Origin of the sequence: Cellvibrio zantedeschiae (genome assembly GCF_014652535.1) — a bacterium.
Lineage (GTDB): Bacteria > Pseudomonadota > Gammaproteobacteria > Pseudomonadales > Cellvibrionaceae > Cellvibrio > Cellvibrio zantedeschiae.
Map to the genome: position 1 here is coordinate 2,171,062 of NZ_BMYZ01000001.1, position 19,035 is coordinate 2,190,096.

Genomic DNA, 19,035 nt, shown 5'->3' on the forward strand with positions numbered 1-19,035 from the left:
ATTATTTTAGGAGTGCATTACATTTTTGCTTTGATTCCTTTGCGGTCCGCTAACAGCAATCACTTTTATAAGATTGGCGGCATCCACCGGTTTTACGAAATAATGATGAAAACCCGCTGCCAATGATTTTTTTTTATTAGTCTCCTGGCTATAACCTGTAACAGCAATATAAGTTGCACTTGCTGTTTCGGGCATGGCACGCAATTGGGCGGTTAGCTCGTTGCCATCCATATCAGGTAACCCTATATCCAGAATACAAATGTGTGGGCAAACTGAGCGCGCGCGTTTAATAGCATCAAACGCCGTGTATTCGATAAACACATCATGTCCTGCTGCTTCTAAAAAAACTGCCAGAGAATCAGCAGCATCTTTATTGTCATCCACTATCATCAAACGCAATGGTTGAAATAACGCAGGTGAATATTCATTTTTTTGTTGCGGCATAAAATCTTCGGGAAAATTAGCTTCGGAGAAACGCGGCAAGCTAACCGAAAAAACACTGCCCTCGCCTAAACCCTTGCTCAATACCTTCACACTTCCGCCATGAGACACTACTAAATTTTTAACTAACGCCAAACCCAATCCCAAGCCGCCTTGAGAACGGTCAGATGTACGTTTGGCCTGCGCAAATAAATCGAATACCTGGGGAACCATTTCCGGCGAAATACCAATTCCATCGTCAGCAAATTCCAACACCACTTCGTTAGGCGATAAAAGAAATTGTACAGAAATATGGCCGTGCTCCTGCGTATATTTAGAGGCGTTGTTTAATAGGTTGGCGAAGACTTGTATCAACCGATTAACGTCACCCAATACGGTCACTGGCTCATCGGGTAAATCAACAGATAATTTTTGTTGTTTGAGATTAATTTGCGGACTAACTTGTTCAACCGCATGAGATACCAACACGGCTAGATCCAAAGGCTCTTTTTGTAACCGGATAAGCCCTCTTGTCACCCGCGCAACGTCTAATAAATCATCAATTAAGTTGGTGAGGTGCACAACCTGACGGTCAATCATTCCAACAGTATTTTTTACGCGATCCGGATCAGCAGCCACAAATTTTAAAATTTGCGCCGCAGAACTTATGGGTGCGAGTGGGTTGCGAAGCTCGTGGGCAAGCATGGCTAAAAACTCATCCTTGCGTTGGTCTGAGAGCCTGATTTCATATTGGCGCAAACGCGCACGCAATGCAGAACGCGCAGCACTCACCAAGGTAGGTGCACGTACCGGTCGCTCCAATAAGGTGAGGTTACCAAAACGTTCGTAAGCTCCTTGTAACCAAACCGGGCTGCCGCCACTTTTGGTTAATACCAACACAGGTAGGTCAGACCAGGTGCCTTGGGATGCAAGAAAACTTGAGAAAGAAACTGCAGCTTCCGGCGTTAAGACTTCCTCTACAGTAAGAATTAACCCGGCTCCTTTTTTTAATTCGGCCGTCAACTCCAACCAATTCTTGCAAATGCAACACGCAAGTTCAGCGCCTCTCAAAACTTGGCTAGCCAGCTCACCATCTCTACCCATTGGCGCACAGATTAAAACCCGACGCTCTTCCAACTCAATCATGTGCCATGCGATCCTTACTGTGAGATGGATCTGCCAATTTTGGAACACCCGTGAGTATGCCGTGGAATTCTCGCAATACAGGACCAATTTGAATTCCATTACTTCCAATTTCCATGCGACGAATAGTTCGCTCATGCGAACTACCACGTTTTTTAACGACGGAAATAGCCTGCTGTACTTCACCAAATGCTTCGTAGTAGCGAAGCAAAATTACGTTGTCTGCTAAATAACTTGCGTCTATGCCCGACGACATACCGCCCAACATTCCTTGCTGCACCCCAACAAGTAAAGTAATAACACTTCGTTGACCCAAATAGGTTAGTAACTCATGCATGTGAGTACCCAGCAATTTTTCACTCGGCATGGCCTGTAAGAAACCGTTCAAACTATCGATCACTATAACTTTGGCCCCTGCATCTGCAGCGCGGCAGACACAGGCCATAAATTCGCCAGGTGTTAATTGGGCGGGATCGATTTGATGAAGGGACAGCTTTCCGCTCGTCATGCCTGATCGCAACCCGATATCCAGGTTATCCGCCCTGTTCAACATATTGGAAATGGATTCTTCAAAAATAAACATCGCTGCTTTCTTATCCTGATTTAAGCAAGACAAGACAAACTGAGACGCTAAGGTAGATTTGCCAGTACCTGGTGGCCCAATAATGAGGGTACTACTACCCTCTTCAAGCCCACCACCTAATAAGCTATCCAGCTCTTCGATTCCGCTGGCAAATTGGTTCTGCAAAAAAAATTCACGGGATTCAGCCGCTACCAAACGTGGGAAGATCGCGAGCCCACCGTACTGAATTTTGTAATCATGTAGGCCTTCACGAAAAGCAACGCCACGATATTTAATAACTTCAAGTCTACGCCTGATTCCACCGTAGTCAGTCGTCATGCGTTTTAACGAAATAACACCGTGAGCAATACTACGCACTTGCAAGTCACCATCGCTGGACGTGCGATCATCTAAAAATAAGGTAGTGCACGACCGGCTGGTAATAAATTGTTTGAAAGCCAATACTTGTCGACGATAAATGAGTGGATTAGATGCTAACAACCGTAATTCAGATAATGAATCCAATACGAGCCGGGTTGGTTTTATCTCATCAACCATATCAAGAATAGCTTTTGTAGTAGTTCCCATTTCAACATCACTGGGGTGAAAAATGCTGTACTGCTCGTCAGGATCAAGCACCCTTTCTGAAGGTAAAACTTCATGAATATGAATACCCTCAAGGGACCAACCGTGAGCCATTGCAATTGAACGTAACTCCACTGCGGTTTCAGACAAAGTGATGTATAACAGCGATTCGCCTTGCTTAACTCCAGCTAATAAAAATTGTAATGCCAAAGTTGTTTTACCGGAGCCCGGCGAGCCTTCAATTAAGTAAAGTCGATCGCGGGTAAATCCACCGCGCAATATTTCATCGAGCGAGGTAATGCCGCTCCTTAAAAATGCATTGGTCAAATGTTCCTGTGTAGTCAAATTAATATCCCTCGATCTGGGCCCACAATCGCAATTTCGCGATCCAGAGCTTTTTGCCTGATTTTTGCAGAGTTGTTAACAATGATGAGTGAATGAAATAAAATTTTGGACGACAGCCCATGGTGGCACATGAAACTTTGCCGCTTCTGTTCGCTATCTCACATTGAATTTTTTATATAGCTTTGCCGCACCGGTGCCTCCGGCGGGCTTTTTACGTGTATTAAAGTTCTAAACCAATAGACTTTAATTTGCTTGCATGCATAGGTTTGGAAAAGTACTCGTCAAAGCCTGCACTGCGAAAAACCTCAGGGTCTGCAGGCTGACCATAACCGGTAACAGCCACTAAAACAAAATTGGGAACACCCGTTAATGCTCGCAACTTGCGGGCAACTTCATAACCATTGATATCGGGTAACCCAATATCTAACAAAATAATATCTGGTTTAATTTCCGGTACTTTTTCCACAGCCTCTGCACCTGTATAGAGCGTGTGTACCTCATGCCCGGCTAGTGCTAGCCATTGCGAAAGGGAATCAGCTACGTCATGGTTGTCATCGACAATGAGAACACGTTTTATCGCTTTGGTATTCGTCACGGGTTGCGTAGATTGCATATTTATTCCTTTGGAGCGACTGGTAGCGCTCCTATAAAGTGTTTGCATCTTGGATGCTAGTTCTGCACAAGCTCTAGAATTCCTTTTATTAAAAACGCTATGCGGACTTATTTAGTTTTTCAATAACTTCCTGGATACGATAAGGTTTTGACACAAATTGAAAATCGTTAAAATGTGGATTTTTTGCTAAAAGCGCTGGTTCTGCATAACCGGAAGCCAACACCACTTTAATAGATGGATTTAAGAGCTTGGCTTGCTGTGCCAATTCCATTCCATTCATTTCTGGCATAACTAGATCACTAAATAGCACTTGAATATCCGGTGTATCTTGTAAAATTTGCAAGGCGGTTTCACCGTCATTGGCAGCCAGAACTTCAAAACCCAACGATTGAAACAGCCCTACTGCCATATCTAAAACATCAACTTGATCATCTACCACAAGAACTTTTTTGAACTTGAATGATTTGCTATCCACGCTCTCAGGTTTTTCCGCAAGCGCTGGTAAATACATAGCAATTGTTGTACCCGAGCCAACGACCGATTCAATGGTTAAATCGCCTTTGGAAAGATGCACAAAGCCATACACTTGGCTCAGCCCTAAACCTGTGCCTTTTCCTACAGGTTTAGTGGTATAAAAAGGTTCTAGAGCTCGATCAATAACTTCTTGCGTCATTCCCTGCCCTTTATCTGTCGTTGATACTTTGACATAAGTCCCGGCAGGGAGTTGGTTCACCTCATGCTCATGCAAATTTACAGTTTCAGTTGTGATTTGAAGCTTCCCGCTTTTTTCTGTCATCGCATCGCGCGCGTTTATTACTAAATTAAGTAATGCCGATTCAAATTGCGCAGGATCAATAAGCACATCTGGCAAAGAATCTTTTAAACCTAACTCTATATCTTCAACATCCTGATTAGTTCTGCGCAACATAGCTGCAAATGAAACAATAATTTTATTTAAATCCTGACGCTCTGGTTTAACTGTTTGTTGACGAGCAAAGGTTAATAGTTGTTTGGTTAATGCCGAACCGCGATTAACAGAGCGCTCAATACTATCGAGCACCTTAAGTGTATTAGCGCTACTATTCTCCATGCGCAAAATACCTACACCGTTCATCACCACGCCTAACAAATTATTAAAATCGTGCGCAATACCTCCGGTTAGCTTTCCTATCGCCTCCAACTTTTGCGATTGAAATAATGCTTGTTGGGTTTTTTCCAACAAAAGTTCAGCATTTCTACGCTCGGTAGTGTCGCGAGTTACTTTTGCAAAACCAATCAGTTCACCCATGTCATTTCGAATAGGATCTATAACAACATGGGCCCAAAACCTTGAACCATCTTTACGAACGCGCCAACCTTCACTTTCAAAACGCCCTTGGGAGGCCGCTTGACCCAAGGCATACATGGGCAGGCCCTTGGCTCTATCTTCCTCACTATAAAAGCGTGAAAAATGGCTCCCGATAACTTCTTCACTGTCATAGCCTTTAATACGCTTACCACCGAGGTTCCAATTGGTAATTATCCCTTCAGGCGATAACATATAAATCGCGTAGTCAGTTACACCTTGAACAAGCAAACGAAAACGTTCTTCGCTTGCGTGTAATTGTTCTGCCGTTTTTTTGCGATCAGTGATATCACGTGTAATTTTGGCAAAACCTAGCAAATTACCATCGTCATCGCGAATTGCATCTATAACAACACTCGCCCAAAACCGGCTGCCGTCTTTACGTACTCGCCAGCCTTCGTCTTCAAACCTTCCACTGTCCCTGGCGGTTTGCAAGGCTTTTGCAGGAAAGTTAATAGCCTTGTCTTCGGGCGTATAAAATTGCGAAAAATGTTTACCGATGATTTCTTCAGCGGTATAGCCTTTAAAACGTTGCGCTCCAGCATTCCAACTGCAAACAATACCCTCCGGTGAGAGCATATAAATGGCGTAATCAATTACTCCGGCAACTAATAAACGAAAACGCTCTGATTCAGCAAAGTCTGAAATCTCAGAATTTCCGGGGGAAAATGACAACGTCATGCAGACAACTCAACAATGTTAGACAGAAAAATATGGCGCCAACCACAAACCGCCTCCTTGAAATACCTAGCGATTAACTCATCCATGTCGCTTAAATATCAAAAAGTCGTTATCTTGCTCGGCGTAGATTTCGGCGCTAATCGTATAACACACTAGCTTGTTGTCCGCAAACGGAACAGAACAATAAACCTAAATCTATATAATAGCCACACATAAAAGCTTCTAAGCTTATATCTCCTTTACAACTAATAAGTCAGCGCTTATTGACAGATCAATTTTTCTTTCTCCAAAATTTTCATTAGCAATTTTTCTTCAGTCGTCAAATCGTAAGGCTTGATGTCTTTTTCTTTTTTAACATCGGATTTGAAATAGGCCTCCAATTGATTTTGCTCGTAAAGATTAATTATTGCCGGATGAATATAATATTTTTTGCAAACAGTTCTGGTGTTGCCCAAATGAGCAGACACTGCATCCAACATAGCAATAATGTTTTGTTTAATGTGAGAAAGACTTTCGCCTCTCTCCATTTCCTTAAAGGCCTTTATAGCTTGTAAGGTTCCAGCCCAGGTTCGAAAATCTTTTGCAGTAAAATCCTGCTCAACAATTGATTTCAAATAGTTATTGACCATACCTGAATCAATGGATTTGTGATTTCCTTCTTCATCGTAATACTGAAATAGTTCTTTACCGGGAATTTCTCGGCACTGTTTTACAATTTTTGCTAGCCGCCGGTCACTAATACTGATGTTGTGGTCCATGCCTTTTTTCCCTTTAAATACAAATTGCAGCTGGCTACCTGAAATTTTTACGTGTTTGTTTTTGAGCGTAGTTAACCCAAAAGAGCCGTATAGTTTTTCGTAAATATTGTTACCAATGCGAATGCTGGTTTGCTCCATTAAGCAGACAACAGCCGCCAATACTTTTTCAACGGGCATTCCAGGTAAAGCTAAATCTTGCTGCAATTTTTGCCTAATCACAGGAATTGCTTTGCCAAATTCATATAAACGGTAAAACTTGGTGTGATTTCGCAAGCTATTCCAGAGCGCATGATACTTGTACTGTTTGCGCTTTTTTACATCAAGTCCTGTTGCCTGTAGGTGACCATTGTCTAATGAACAAATCCACACTTGGGTCCAGGCCGGTGGAATAACTAATTTTTTAATTCGTTCAAGAGTAACTTCATCAACGACTCGTTTATTGTCCAGAAAATACTGAAAATTATTTTTTACTTTTTTACGGCTTATTCCCGGTTGACTGTCCTGAACATAAACCAGCTTAACGGCTTTCGCCGCTTTTTCCGCATCATTTAAAATAGTGTGGATTTTTTTGGCAGGAATATGAATGTCTTCTGTGAGGCTCAGCATCGCCTATCCTTTTAACAAAAATTGCTGAATATCCTTAGGTTGATCTCCGAATTTCTGCGCCCCAATAAAAAAAGCCAAAAGCCCAAACTAACCTGGACTTTTGGCAACTAGGGGTTCGCTAATAATCTTGCTCGAAACTATAAACGCGAGTTTCATAAAAAGTGTGTACTTCATTAATCCAGTTTTTTTCAGCCATATTCGGCCAGCAGTCTTTATCGAAGCCGGGGGCAGACTCCAAACGTTCTTTACATTCGTTAAGGATGAGCGTTTGGTTATTGGAATCTAATGTTAAGGCTTTCCAGGGCACCGCAAATAATTTTTCGCCTAGGCCCAAAATTCCCCCAAAAGATAAGACAACATAAGCTATCTCGCCCGTGGCGCTATTCAGCATAATTTCCTTTACGTCGCCTATGTGTTCATCATCATAGTTATATACATCTTTACCAATCAGGGCATCTGCACCAACCAGGCATCTGCCGTAATTACTGCGATAATTGTTTGTAGCTGTAGCGTGGCTACCGCGATGCATGTAACTCATCTTTGCTCTCCTGCTATATTAAATACCTAAAGTTGAAGCTGTGGGGCTCAGTGTAGTTAGACTGGCGCTTATCGCTCTGTACGTCGGCGCACGCAAGCTGGCGAAGCTTTAGCACAAATAATTCTTAGCTTATAAAACGGAGGGTGCGATTTAGCGGAGTTGATGCTGTAGACGTTGTGCGTTTTGCAGGGCTGATCCAATCGTATTATTGAAATAGACATAAATAAGCTTGCCTTGCGACCGCCACTTTTTTATGAATTCGGCGTACTCATCAACAAATTGATTTGAATAACTGCCTGTATATTGACCACTGGGACCATGAAATCTTAAATAAAGACAGGTAGGATCGAAGTATTCCAACAGCTCAACAGGTGGCGTTGAATTTGGCATATCATGCATCACCAGAGTAGATTTGATTGTGGAGAGGAGATCATAGACTTTGGTAAAGTACCAATCGATATGGCGAAACTCCACTGCCAACTGCCATTGATTATTGGCATTAAGATCTGCGATGCGCCTTAGTAAGGCGGCAACCTCCTCATATGATTCGATACGAATGCTGGCGGGAAATTGCACAAGCAAGCACCCTTTCTTTGTTCCTAGACCTTCAGCTGCATCCATAAAGCGTGTGAGATCATCTAGTGAATAGGCGAGCTTTTTTGCATGAGTTATGCCGCGCCACAATTTCACGCTAAATTTAAAATCATCCGGCACTTCGCTCGCCCATTTTTCAAAGGTTGCGAATTTGGGAATCTTATAGAAAGAGGAATTAACTTCGAGTGAATTAAATAAGGTGGCAAAATAATGCAGGCGTGTTTGTGATTGGAATTCGAGCGGGAATGTAGATTTATTACCGGGTAAAACAATCCCGCTTGTACCAATTTTCACCAAGTGCTGTTGAGTGTGGCTCTGTGATGATTTCATTTCCTTTCGCCAGAGTAAACATAAGTAGATCCCATCTTCTACAAGATTTTTTAGGGTGAATAGGCGCTAGCGAACATAAAGTTAAATGACTATTGTCGTGCAAGCCAAGCTCGCGCTGCTGTTAAAGTGGCAGTTAGTTCGCGCTCTACTGCAGAGAATAAAATATCCAGTTCTTTTATATCTCCACTTTTGATGGCGGATTCAAGTTCTTTGGCCGCAGCTGCGAAACGGTTTGCACCTAAAGTGCCTATAGAACCCCGCATGGTGTGTAATGAGCGGGCCACTTCTTCCAGATTATGTTGCTGCCTGGCCTGCTGAACTTTTTTCATGGAATGACTGGTGTTTTCTACCAATGAGCGAATCAAGCCGATAGTTTTTTCCCTATGTGCAGGATTATTCGCCACCATTGATAATAGTTGGGTTACATCAAAAATATCTTTAGTGTCGTCTTCGGGAAAAGATTCAACACTTGTAGCCGACGCACGTACCAACCCGGAACTCTCTGGAAGAAAACGATTTATGGTAGCTAGCATTTGCTCTACATCAATGGGCTTTGCAATCAAGTCATTCATGCCAGATGAAATGCATTGCTCACGCTCAAATTCTGTAACGCCAGCAGTCATGGCTAAAACGGGCAAAGTCAATTTCAATTGATCACGCAGCAAACGCGTTGCAGTAAATCCATCCATAATTGGCATTTGAACATCCATTAAAATCAAATCATAAGCATGTGGAGACTTACGCAGCAAATTCAACGCCTTCTGCCCGTCATCCGCAATATCAACGCTAGCACCAGCTTGCTCTAGCAAACCTTTGGCGACAATTTGATTAAATGAATTATCTTCCACAATTAATAAACGCGCGTTAATACGCGTGGATTTTGCAAGCTTATCCAAACTCGAAGTGGGACTATCCTTAGAATCTTGCGCCAAGGCTTCACCCAAGGTCTCATACAAACTTGTTGTGGTTACAGGTTTTAAAATATATGCGTCTGGCTGGGTGGATAAATTAGTTTGGATGAGTTTGCCGCGCCCATAGGCATTGACCATTACAATAACAGGCAGAGGTTTTGTTGTGCCCTGCTGAATTGCACTTATATTTTTATCATCATCTGTTAATAACATTTTCCAGTCGATCAAGACTGCATCATAGACATTGCCAGTGCCGTTTAGGTTATTGATAGATTTCAGCGCTTCTGAAGTTGAAGCAACACTATCGACATCGCACCCCAAACTTTTAATTGTTTTACTGATATAGCTGCGACAAGTTTTATTTTCATCGACCACCAGAAGCTTGAGCGATTGCACAGATGGATATGGAGAATTTTCTTTTTCAGTTTGCACTACAAGTTTGAACGGCAAGGTCACCGAAAATTCGCTACCATTACCATAGCTACTGCGCATATCTATGCTGCCGCCCATAAGCTCAACAAAGCGGCGAGAAATTGTTAGCCCTAAGCCAGTACCGCCAAATTTTCGTGTGACTGAAGAATCCGCTTGAGTGAAGGGAGAAAATAAACGCTCTTGCTGCGCCAGAGTCATACCTATGCCGGTATCTTTTACACAAAAGCGAACCTTCGCAACGCCCGCATGTTGTTCCAGGCATTCAACCAAAACAGAAACCTCACCCTGCTCAGTAAATTTAATAGCATTACCAATCAGGTTTACGAGAACTTGTTGCAAGCGATGTGGATCGCCAATCACCACATTTGGAATGCCTGATTCTACACCGATGATCAGTTCTAAATTTTTATCGCCAGCATTCACACTCATAATGGTTGAAAGTGAATGTAATACATCGTTTATTCGAAACTGTGTTGGCGACAGTTCCATGCGCCCTGCTTCGATTTTAGAGAAATCCAGAATGTCATTCAAAATACCCAACAATGATTTGCCCGATGAATGAATCATATCCAGATATTTTTTCTGGTCACTGGAGAGTGTAGTTCCCGCCAATAGCTGCGCCATGCCCAATACGGCATTCAGCGGTGTGCGGATTTCATGACTCATGTTCGCAACAAAATCGCTTTTTGCCTGATTGGCCAGCTCAGCTTGTTTCATCGCTGTGCGCAATTCCATTTCATTTTTTTTGCGTTCGCTGATGTCACGCACAATACCTACAAACAAATGCCGCCCATCAATTTCCAAAGCATTGACGGCTAACTCCAAATGAAACTGTCTACCGCTTTTATGCAGGCCAGGTAATTCCACGCTTTTACGTCCAACAACCGTTGGTTTACCGCCCGATAAAAAACGTTTCATTCCTGCATCGTGTGCGGAGCGCATTTCTTCTGGCATTAGGCTTTTAATGTTGGAGCCAATCGCCTCCTCAGCAGAGTAACCAAAAATAACCGTCGCAGCGTCGTTAAAGGATTCAATAATACCTTCTTCATTAAGCGTAATTATTCCCTCGCCCACATTGTCCATAACAGTTCGAATACGCAGCTCTTTAACCTTTGCATCTCGTTCAGATTGCAATAATTTTGTAGCCAGTGGAATTATTTGTGCGCGTAATAAAAGTGCCCCGGCACCTGCCAGAAAAAATAATATCGGAATACTCCATTTAAATTGTTCACGAATAGGTGAAAGCAATTCTTCCGTATCTTTTTTAACAACGATACCCAACCCTGTTGTTGTTAAAGGACCATAAGCAGCCACTACATTAATATCGCGATAATCCAATCCTTTAAAGGTTCCGTTCTTTCCACGGACCGCAAGACTCATTGGAGTTTCTTTGCCATTAATATTGATACGACTAGTTTCATAAACTTCGTGATGAACTCGATCAGGAAAACAAAGGACTTTATCGCCTTTAGGAATACAGATGCGTGTATCACTGGTTTCACCCAAGCCCTCACTTGGCGTCATGTGATTCAAGGGCTCTTCAACTTCCAACCGCCCTACAATATTGTCTTTGTCTAAAATAGCCATGCTAGCTTTTACGTAAAAGCCCTGGTTCCACAACAATATTGCGGAGACATTGAAACCTAAATCCACGGAAATAGCAGGCTGTTGTGAAAAAGCGCCCAAGCGGACCAATTCACGGTTGGTATTGTCGTAAATAACTATGCCTGTAGTTCCGGTGACCAGAACACTTTGCGCAATTATGGTTAATTCATTGCGAAGCTTTTCGTTATCGGGTTCAGCACCAAGCTCGCGTGTGAGCCGAATGAGGTTGGGACGCCCCGCTGTGCCTATAGCTTTTTCAACAGTTTGGTCCACTTCCACATGGAACAATGTACTTTGGTTTTTTATGGCAAAACTCAAGTTTTCGCCCAAGACTCTTTCAAAAGTTGCCTGTTGTGCTGCAAAACCGGATATGCCCGCAGTAAGTGAAACAATAATCAGCAAGGCTGTACCAACAAAAACTATTTTGTCTCCATCGGTGAAATATTTTTTTGATCTGTACCAATCTGCAAAAAACCAGCTATCCCATAAACCTAATGCCAGGAACACCATGCCCGTAGCCGCGTGCGCTGCCATGCGTGTTGCTTTAAAACCGTAAAGCAAATCTAACTGAAGCAAGTAACCGACTAAACCCGCAAGGCCGATAAATAAAATAGTAAATGTGGCTAGTTGAATAATTAAACCAGTGACACGCTTGCAGACATCGCGCGATAAAACCAGAACAATACCAGCCAGCAAAAAACCAATGGTTGTGTTCAATGCCATGCGGCCAGGATTGGGATTGTTATCTTTTAACCAGGAATGAAATTTTGGAAAATCGATTCCCACATTAATCGCGAAGATATTTTCAATAAAACTTAAGGAGGAAATTAAGATTAACAACCAACCAATTGCAACGCGCAACCGCATACCATTGGGATAACGGCGTGTTGGAGTTAATAAGGCAAGTCCCGAGATAGTGAAACAGATCGCCGTATTCAAAACCATACCAACGAATTCTGGTTTCATTTGAATATAGCTGGGTTGATGGGTGAGCCAACCGAGAATAACGACTGAACCAAGACACAGGATTAAAAGACCTGTCCAAGCTTGCGCGGAGATAATTCGTTTCATTTAAGACCTGGAAGGCTCGTTGCCACTTGGCAAATTCAAACCTGGTTGTTATTAGGCGCTGCTACATAGGCTGAGCCAAAAGTTAGTGCTGCGCAATAACAACACCTATCCAGTCAGGATAGGCCTAAATCCATGTCTTCGCCATTTTGATGGCGTAAAAAATAACATATTGTTACGGTGATTACTTAACAGGCAACCACCGCAACATATTTCTCCAGCGACTGGAGATTTTACTGATGCATCTCCTTCAAATCTTTGGCTGACATTAAGGACTCATAATATTCCTTGCCGTGCAAGTCTTGTTCAACCTTATAAGTGCGCTTGCCTTCAAGTTTACGTAGTAAAACATAGAACATTGGGGTAAAAAATAACCCGAAGAAAGTTACACCGAGCATGCCGGAAAATACCGCTATACCCATAACGCTACGCATTTCTGAACCTGCGCCTGTTGAAAACACCATAGGTAATACACCCATAATAAAAGCAAAGGATGTCATTAAGATTGGACGTAAACGCATACGGCTTGCAGTGATCGCAGCTTGATAGGTTGCCATGCCGCGCAACTCTAATTCGCGTGCGAACTCCACAATCAAAATCGCATTTTTACTGGCCAGACCGGCGAGTACAAACAAGCTTACCTGCGTGAAAATATTGTTATCCCCTTTAGTAATCCACACCCCAAAAAGCGCAGACAATATTGATAAAGGAACAATGGTAACCACCACCAGCGGCAAAGCCAAACTTTCATACTGTGCCGCAAGCACAAGGAACACCAACAACAAACACAGCGGCAAAATATAAATGGCAGTGTTGCCGGCCAACACTTCTTGATAAGTTAAATCAGTCCACTCAAATACAATTCCGCTTGGCAAGGTTTCATTTAAGATTTCGGTAATAGCATCTTGCGCCTGGCCGCTTGAATAACCAGGTGCAGCATTACCGTTTAAATCTGCCGCGAGGTATCCGTTATAGTGCGCCGCACTCTCAGGACCGTAGCTTTCTTTCATACTCAGAACTGCACCTAACGGCACCATATCGCCTTGGTTATTGCGCACCTTTAGATTCAATGCGTTGGCGGGTGTGCTGCGATAACTTGCATCTGCCTGCGCAATAACTTTGTAGGTGCGGCCAAATTGATTGAAATCATTCACGTATAGCGAGCCCAAATAGATTTGCATGGTGTCAAAAATTTCTTTTACATTTAGTCCCAGTTGTTTGGCTTTTGTACGGTCAACATCTGCATACAATTGCGGCACATTAATTTTGTAATTTGAAAACACGCTAGCAAGCTCGGGACGTTTCGCAGCTTTTTCTTGCACTTGCTTTAAAACATCAGCGAGTGCTTCATAACCTAAACCAGCACGATCTTCAATTTGCAATTTAAATCCACCGGTTGTACCCAAACCACGTACTGGCGGTGGTGGGAAGACTGCAATAAAAGCCTCCTCAACGCCGGCAAATTTCATCTGCAGTTTTTGCGAAATGGCGGCCGCTGACAGCTCTTTGCCTTTACGCTCCTCAAAAGGTTTTAAGGTTAAAAACACAATTCCCGCGCTTGAACTATTAGTAAAACCGTTAATGCTCAAACCAGGAAATTGCACCGCGCTTTCTACCCCGGCTTCTGCTAAACCAATAGTACCCATTTCGCGAATGACTTTTTGTGTTCGTTCCAAAGTTGCACCATCGGGCAATTGCGCGAAGGCAATTAGATATTGTTTATCCTGCGCAGGCACAAAACCCTTGGGAATAATATTAAAACCAATGGCTGCTATTGCGAGCAAACCTGCATATACACCTACCGCTAGCGTTTTACGCCCTAATATTTGCCCAACTTTTGTAGAGTAATTTCCTGATGCACGTGCAAAAGTGCGATTAAACCAAGCGAAGAAGCGACCAAATATTTTATCCATACCGCGCGTTAAACGATCTTTTGGATCATCGCGACCCTTCAATAAAAGCGCAGCCAACGCAGGGCTCAAGGTCAAAGAATTTATCGCTGAAATAACGGTAGAAATAGCAATAGTCAATGCAAACTGCTTGTAAAATTGACCAGTCAACCCGCTCACAAAAGCTATAGGAACAAAAACCGCAATCAGTGTTAAAGAAATGGCAATAATGGGTCCACTTACTTCTTGCATGGCCTTGTAAGTTGCAGCAACAGGGGATAGGCCTTCGTGAATATTTCGCTCAACGTTTTCCACCACTACGATTGCGTCGTCCACCACTATTCCAATCGACAATACCAAACCGAACAGCGACAAGGTATTAATTGAAAAGCCGAAGGCCCACATCAAAGAAAAGGTACCAATAATAGAAACTGGTACTGCCAACAAAGGAATGATAGAAGCGCGCCAGGTTTGCAAAAATAAAATCACTACCACTACAACCAAGGCCAAAGCTTCAAGCAAGGTTTTGATTACCGCTTTAATCGAACTTTTTACAAAGATGGTAGGATCATATACAACGTGATAATCAACACCTACGGGAAAACGTTTTTTTAATTCCGCCATAGTTGCGCGCACGCCATCTGAAATTTCAATAGCGTTGGCGCCGGGTGATTGGAAAATAGGAATAGCGACGGCATTTTGATTGTCGAGCATGGAATTCAAACTAAACTCCGAGGCTCCCATTTCAATGCGCGCAACATCTTTTAAACGCGTAATTTCACCTGTACTGCCTGCACGGATAATTATTTCGCCAAATTCTTCGGGGTTATCCAAACGGCCTTTTGCGTTTACAGGTAATTGCACATCTACAATATCAGGCACAGGTGCACCACCGATGATACCGGCTGCCACCTGAACATTTTGCTCGCGGATTGCATTGACAACTTCACTGGCACTGAGATTTTTTTCTGCAATTTTTTCCGGATTCAACCAAATGCGCATAGCGTAATCACCGGAGCCAAACAAACGCACTACACCCACTCCAGACACTTTTGCGAGTTCGTCTTTCACATTCATGAGAGCGTAGTTGCGCAAATATAATTCATCGTAGCTTTTATCCGGTGATATCAAGTGCACCACCATGGTTAAATCTGGTGAACTTTTTACTACAGTCACGCCCGCCTGACGTGTTACTTCAGGCAACTTCGCCAGAGCTTGCGACACCCGGTTTTGCACCATTTGTTGTGCTAAATCCGCATTGGTACCAATTTTAAATGTGACGGTTAAGGTTAAGCGACCATCCGTGGTTGCTTGCGAAAACATGTACAACATATTTTCAGTGCCGCTCAATTGCTCTTCCAAAGGGGTTGCAAGAGTTTCGGCAATTACTTTCGGATTCGCCCCGGGATAAGACGCATTAACCACTACAGACGGCGGCGACACCTCGGGATATTCGGAAATAGGTAGTTGAAACATGGAGAGAAAACCGCCGATAAAAATCAGCAGCGATATGACTCCGGCGAAGATAGGACGATCCACAAAAAATTTGGATATATTCATGATTTGCCTTCCTATAGATGGCGTTATAAAGAGACGGCTTTACAAAGACGTTTCAAAAAAAAGAGGTAACAATCCCGCGCTGAGTAAAAACAACCAGCAACTAAAGATAATGTTTAGGTTTTAGCAATTAAGGATTTAACGCAACTTGCGCAGCGGGTTTTTCCACGCTCGGATTTACAACAGTATTCGGGCGCACGTGGGACAAACCATTAACGATAACTTTATCGCCGGCATTAATTCCATTAAGAACAATACGCTGCCCCTGATAATGATCGCCCAAAGTAATTTCGTGGTAAGTCGCTAGATTTTTTTCGTCGACAACCAACACGAATTTTTTGCTTTGGTTAGTGCCTATTGCACGTTCTGGCACCAAGAGTGTTGTTAATTTTTCAGCTGAACCTAAACGCACATTAGCAAACATTCCCGCGGTTAGAGCACCATCATTGTTGTCAAACACAGCACGCGCACGAATGGTACCGCTAGTGGTATCTAAGCGATTATCAAATGCGGTGATGTAACCCTGATAAGTAACATTTGCAGCACTGGCAAGTGTTAGCTCAACTGGCATTTTTTCTGCACTTTTGGTGTTGCGCACAAATTGGATGTAGGTCGCTTCGTCTACATTAAATTCTGCGTAAAGTTTATCGCTCGCTATAATTTGCGCGAGCTGTGGTGCATTGGGGCCAGCTTCAACCACATTGCCTACCGTTAATTCTGCGCGGCTAATACGCCCTGAAATAGGAGCGCTTATATGTGCATACTCTAAATTTAACTTGGCCTGATTTAACGCAGCATCAGCCTCGTTTACTGCAGCTTGTGCAACTTGATCATTGCTCACCGCAGAATCATAAATACTTTGTGAAACCAGCTTGGCCGTAATTAATTGTTGCGCTCGATTCAATTCATCGCGCGCTAATTTTGCGCGTGATTGTGCGGTCGCCAATTGCGCCTGGGCACGTTGTACCGATGCTTGATGTGGACGAGGATCAATGACAAAGAGTTGATGCCCTTTCTTAACCTGTTCGCCATCTTTAAAAAGGACTTGCTGGATAGTACCGCTCACCAAGGGTTTAATAGCAGCGCTTTCTACGGGTGACAGACGCCCTGAAAAGTTTGCCCAAGTACGAATTTGTTGCGGTTGAACCACAACAACATCCACCGTTGGCGCAGGTGGCGCGGCTGCCGGTGCTGCCGCGTTGGCACCAATAACATAATAAAAACCGGCAATACCGCTGAGTATGGCCGCGATGGAAATTTGGTAGGTTTTGCGGGAAAAGCTGCGGGAATATGCGGAACTCATAGCGATCTCCTAATGCCAGGGGTAAACGAAAAGCTACTTGTGCATCCTTAACAAACGTGGGGATAAAAATCGGAAGCAAAGCGTCATTGCAAGAACTATACATACCGGTTGGTATGTAGGTCAATTGGATTTTTGCTGCCCAAGCGAGAAGACTCGTTAAGACAATTACTTTAAAACAGCCAAATGCTTGTAAATACAAGGCATTAACGGAAATCTAAGGTTTTAAAGTCCTGACAAAAGTAATCAGCTGGTCGGTATGTTTTTATAATCTTTGATTGAAAAACATACCAAACGGTATCTATAATGATGATATCAACCCTACCAAAGAGATTTTCATGTCTGATACCCGCTCGTTACTCCTGCAAACTGCGCTCGATTTAATTTGGCAAAGCAATTATGCCTCTGTGGGCGTGAACGAAATTTGCAAACAAGCGGGCGTGACCAAAGGCAGCTTCTATCACCACTTTGAATCCAAAGCGGAGCTGTTTTGTGAGGCAACCAATTACCATTGGGAGCACATCCGCCATGATTTGGATGCTCTTCTATCACCAGTAAATAGTCCCTTAGAGCAATTGGAAAATTGGATTCAATTTATTTTTATCAACAAGATTGGTGAAGATGAGATGAATATTCCAGGCTGTGCTTTTTTTAGCGCTGGAATGCAAAGCGGTTGTTGTGAAAACAAGATGATTCAATCTCTGCAACTTATGTCAGAGCGCGGTGCAAAATACAATACTGCATTGATACGCACGCTCCAGAATGGAAATTTTTTAGAAGATAATGTGAATCCCGAACAAGCAGCGCGCCTGATGCAACAGTATGTGCAAGGCGCGATTATGCATGCGCGTGTACAACAAAATATTGTGAATCTTAAACGTGATTTACCCGAAGGGATTTATCGAATTATTGGTTTAAAACCGGAATTTTGGTTTAGTGTAAAAGCAACCTGGGTGGGCGAGAAAATAAAAGGTGAGAAAAAATAAACGTGAGAAAAATAATAAGTGCGTAAAAATACAAAAAATTATTAGCGTAACTGGCTATCTTTACTACCACGCCGATTGATTCCCGTGGAAAATACATCTTCTTTATCGCGCTCTTCCTGACATTTTACGCACAGGTGAACTCCAGGCACTGCTTTCTGGCGCGCTAGCGGAATTTTTTCACCGCACTCCTCACAATGGCTTAAACTTTTGCCGCTGGGCAATCTGCTCCGGGCTAAATTAACCGCATCATCCAAGCTTGCATCTATTTGATCTTGCACTGCGCCATCGCGCGACCATCCACCAGCCATAAGCTACCTCACTTCAAATTACAGTTTCAGGTTGTTACGGCTTAGGCTATTCAGGGAAGAAAAAGTTCGAGGGAAATAATATAGATATGGCGCCAAAAAATAGATTTATAGTCTATTTTTTAGCGCCATAACAGCTTGCTAATAATCCCTATTAGCGATTCTCTTTAGCGTTACCAATTCCTTTTTGCACAGAGCCTTCAATTTGTTTGCCTATGCCTTTAGCTTGTTGCTTTTCGCTGCCAACAGCCTCGCCAACTTTTTGTTGAACCTTACCAGCTGTTTTCTTGATTGATCCTTTTACTTGGTCTTTGTTCATGATATTCACCTTATAAAATTGAGTGATTAAACAAACAAGCTGAAAAGAAAAAAGCCCTCACTGCCTTGCAAAAGAAAAATATTACCTGCACAACATCAAACTTTAAAAATCCTTTTCGCACGACCTTTTGCTTTTCACAGCGT

At 42.9% G+C, this 19,035-nt stretch carries 13 protein-coding genes; 1 reads left to right on the forward strand and 12 read right to left on the reverse strand.

All coding sequences use genetic code 11. The features are described from left to right. Positions 1-6 precede the first annotated feature (6 nt). From IE104_RS09650 to IE104_RS09695, 10 genes are all read right to left on the reverse strand, one after another. The gene (locus IE104_RS09650; RefSeq protein ID WP_189417830.1) at positions 7-1,566 is read right to left on the reverse strand and encodes a hybrid sensor histidine kinase/response regulator; all 1,560 of its coding nucleotides are present in this window, start codon (positions 1,564-1,566) and stop codon (positions 7-9) included. Further along, positions 1,559-3,055, reverse strand: a complete 1,497-nt coding sequence (locus IE104_RS09655) for an ATPase domain-containing protein (RefSeq protein WP_229837760.1) — start codon at positions 3,053-3,055, stop codon at positions 1,559-1,561. Before IE104_RS09655 ends, IE104_RS09650 begins: the two co-directional genes overlap by 8 nt. A 220-nt stretch (positions 3,056-3,275) precedes the next feature. Further along, positions 3,276-3,668 (reverse strand): response regulator, encoded by a 393-nt coding sequence (locus IE104_RS09660; protein WP_189417831.1) that lies wholly within the window; start codon positions 3,666-3,668, stop codon positions 3,276-3,278. A gap of 97 nt (positions 3,669-3,765) precedes the next feature. Next, positions 3,766-5,694 (reverse strand): hybrid sensor histidine kinase/response regulator, encoded by a 1,929-nt coding sequence (locus tag IE104_RS09665; RefSeq protein ID WP_189417833.1) that lies wholly within the window; start codon positions 5,692-5,694, stop codon positions 3,766-3,768. A gap of 260 nt (positions 5,695-5,954) precedes the next feature. Next, entirely contained in the window at positions 5,955-7,058 is a 1,104-nt protein-coding gene (locus IE104_RS09670; RefSeq protein ID WP_189417835.1) for a DNA topoisomerase IB, read from the reverse strand. A 118-nt stretch (positions 7,059-7,176) separates the two neighbouring features. Continuing rightward, positions 7,177-7,596, reverse strand: a complete 420-nt coding sequence (locus tag IE104_RS09675; protein WP_189417837.1) for a PRC-barrel domain-containing protein — start codon at positions 7,594-7,596, stop codon at positions 7,177-7,179. Between the two features lie 150 nt (positions 7,597-7,746). After that, the gene (locus tag IE104_RS09680) at positions 7,747-8,484 is read right to left on the reverse strand and encodes a DUF72 domain-containing protein (RefSeq protein WP_229837761.1); all 738 of its coding nucleotides are present in this window, start codon (positions 8,482-8,484) and stop codon (positions 7,747-7,749) included. Between the two features lie 125 nt (positions 8,485-8,609). After that, the gene (locus tag IE104_RS09685) at positions 8,610-12,539 is read right to left on the reverse strand and encodes a response regulator (protein WP_189417840.1); all 3,930 of its coding nucleotides are present in this window, start codon (positions 12,537-12,539) and stop codon (positions 8,610-8,612) included. A 230-nt stretch (positions 12,540-12,769) separates the two neighbouring features. Further along, entirely contained in the window at positions 12,770-15,985 is a 3,216-nt protein-coding gene (locus tag IE104_RS09690; RefSeq protein WP_189417842.1) for an efflux RND transporter permease subunit, read from the reverse strand. A 127-nt stretch (positions 15,986-16,112) separates the two neighbouring features. Then, positions 16,113-17,285 (reverse strand): efflux RND transporter periplasmic adaptor subunit, encoded by a 1,173-nt coding sequence (locus IE104_RS09695; protein ID WP_189417844.1) that lies wholly within the window; start codon positions 17,283-17,285, stop codon positions 16,113-16,115. Between the two features lie 335 nt (positions 17,286-17,620). Between IE104_RS09695 and IE104_RS09700 the strand changes: the two genes are divergently transcribed. Then, positions 17,621-18,268 (forward strand): TetR/AcrR family transcriptional regulator, encoded by a 648-nt coding sequence (locus tag IE104_RS09700; RefSeq protein ID WP_229837762.1) that lies wholly within the window; start codon positions 17,621-17,623, stop codon positions 18,266-18,268. A gap of 41 nt (positions 18,269-18,309) precedes the next feature. Here IE104_RS09700 and IE104_RS09705 read toward each other — a convergent pair whose 3' ends face one another. Both IE104_RS09705 and IE104_RS09710 read right to left on the reverse strand, forming a co-directional pair. Beyond that, a complete protein-coding gene (locus IE104_RS09705; RefSeq protein WP_189417845.1) occupies positions 18,310-18,576 on the reverse strand; it encodes a DksA/TraR family C4-type zinc finger protein in 267 nt (88 codons plus the stop codon). 151 nt (positions 18,577-18,727) lie between these two features. Beyond that, positions 18,728-18,892 carry a CsbD family protein gene (locus IE104_RS09710; protein WP_189417847.1) on the reverse strand — a complete coding sequence of 55 codons (165 nt, stop codon included), beginning with the start codon at positions 18,890-18,892 and terminating at the stop codon, positions 18,728-18,730. Positions 18,893-19,035: the final 143 nt, after the last annotated feature.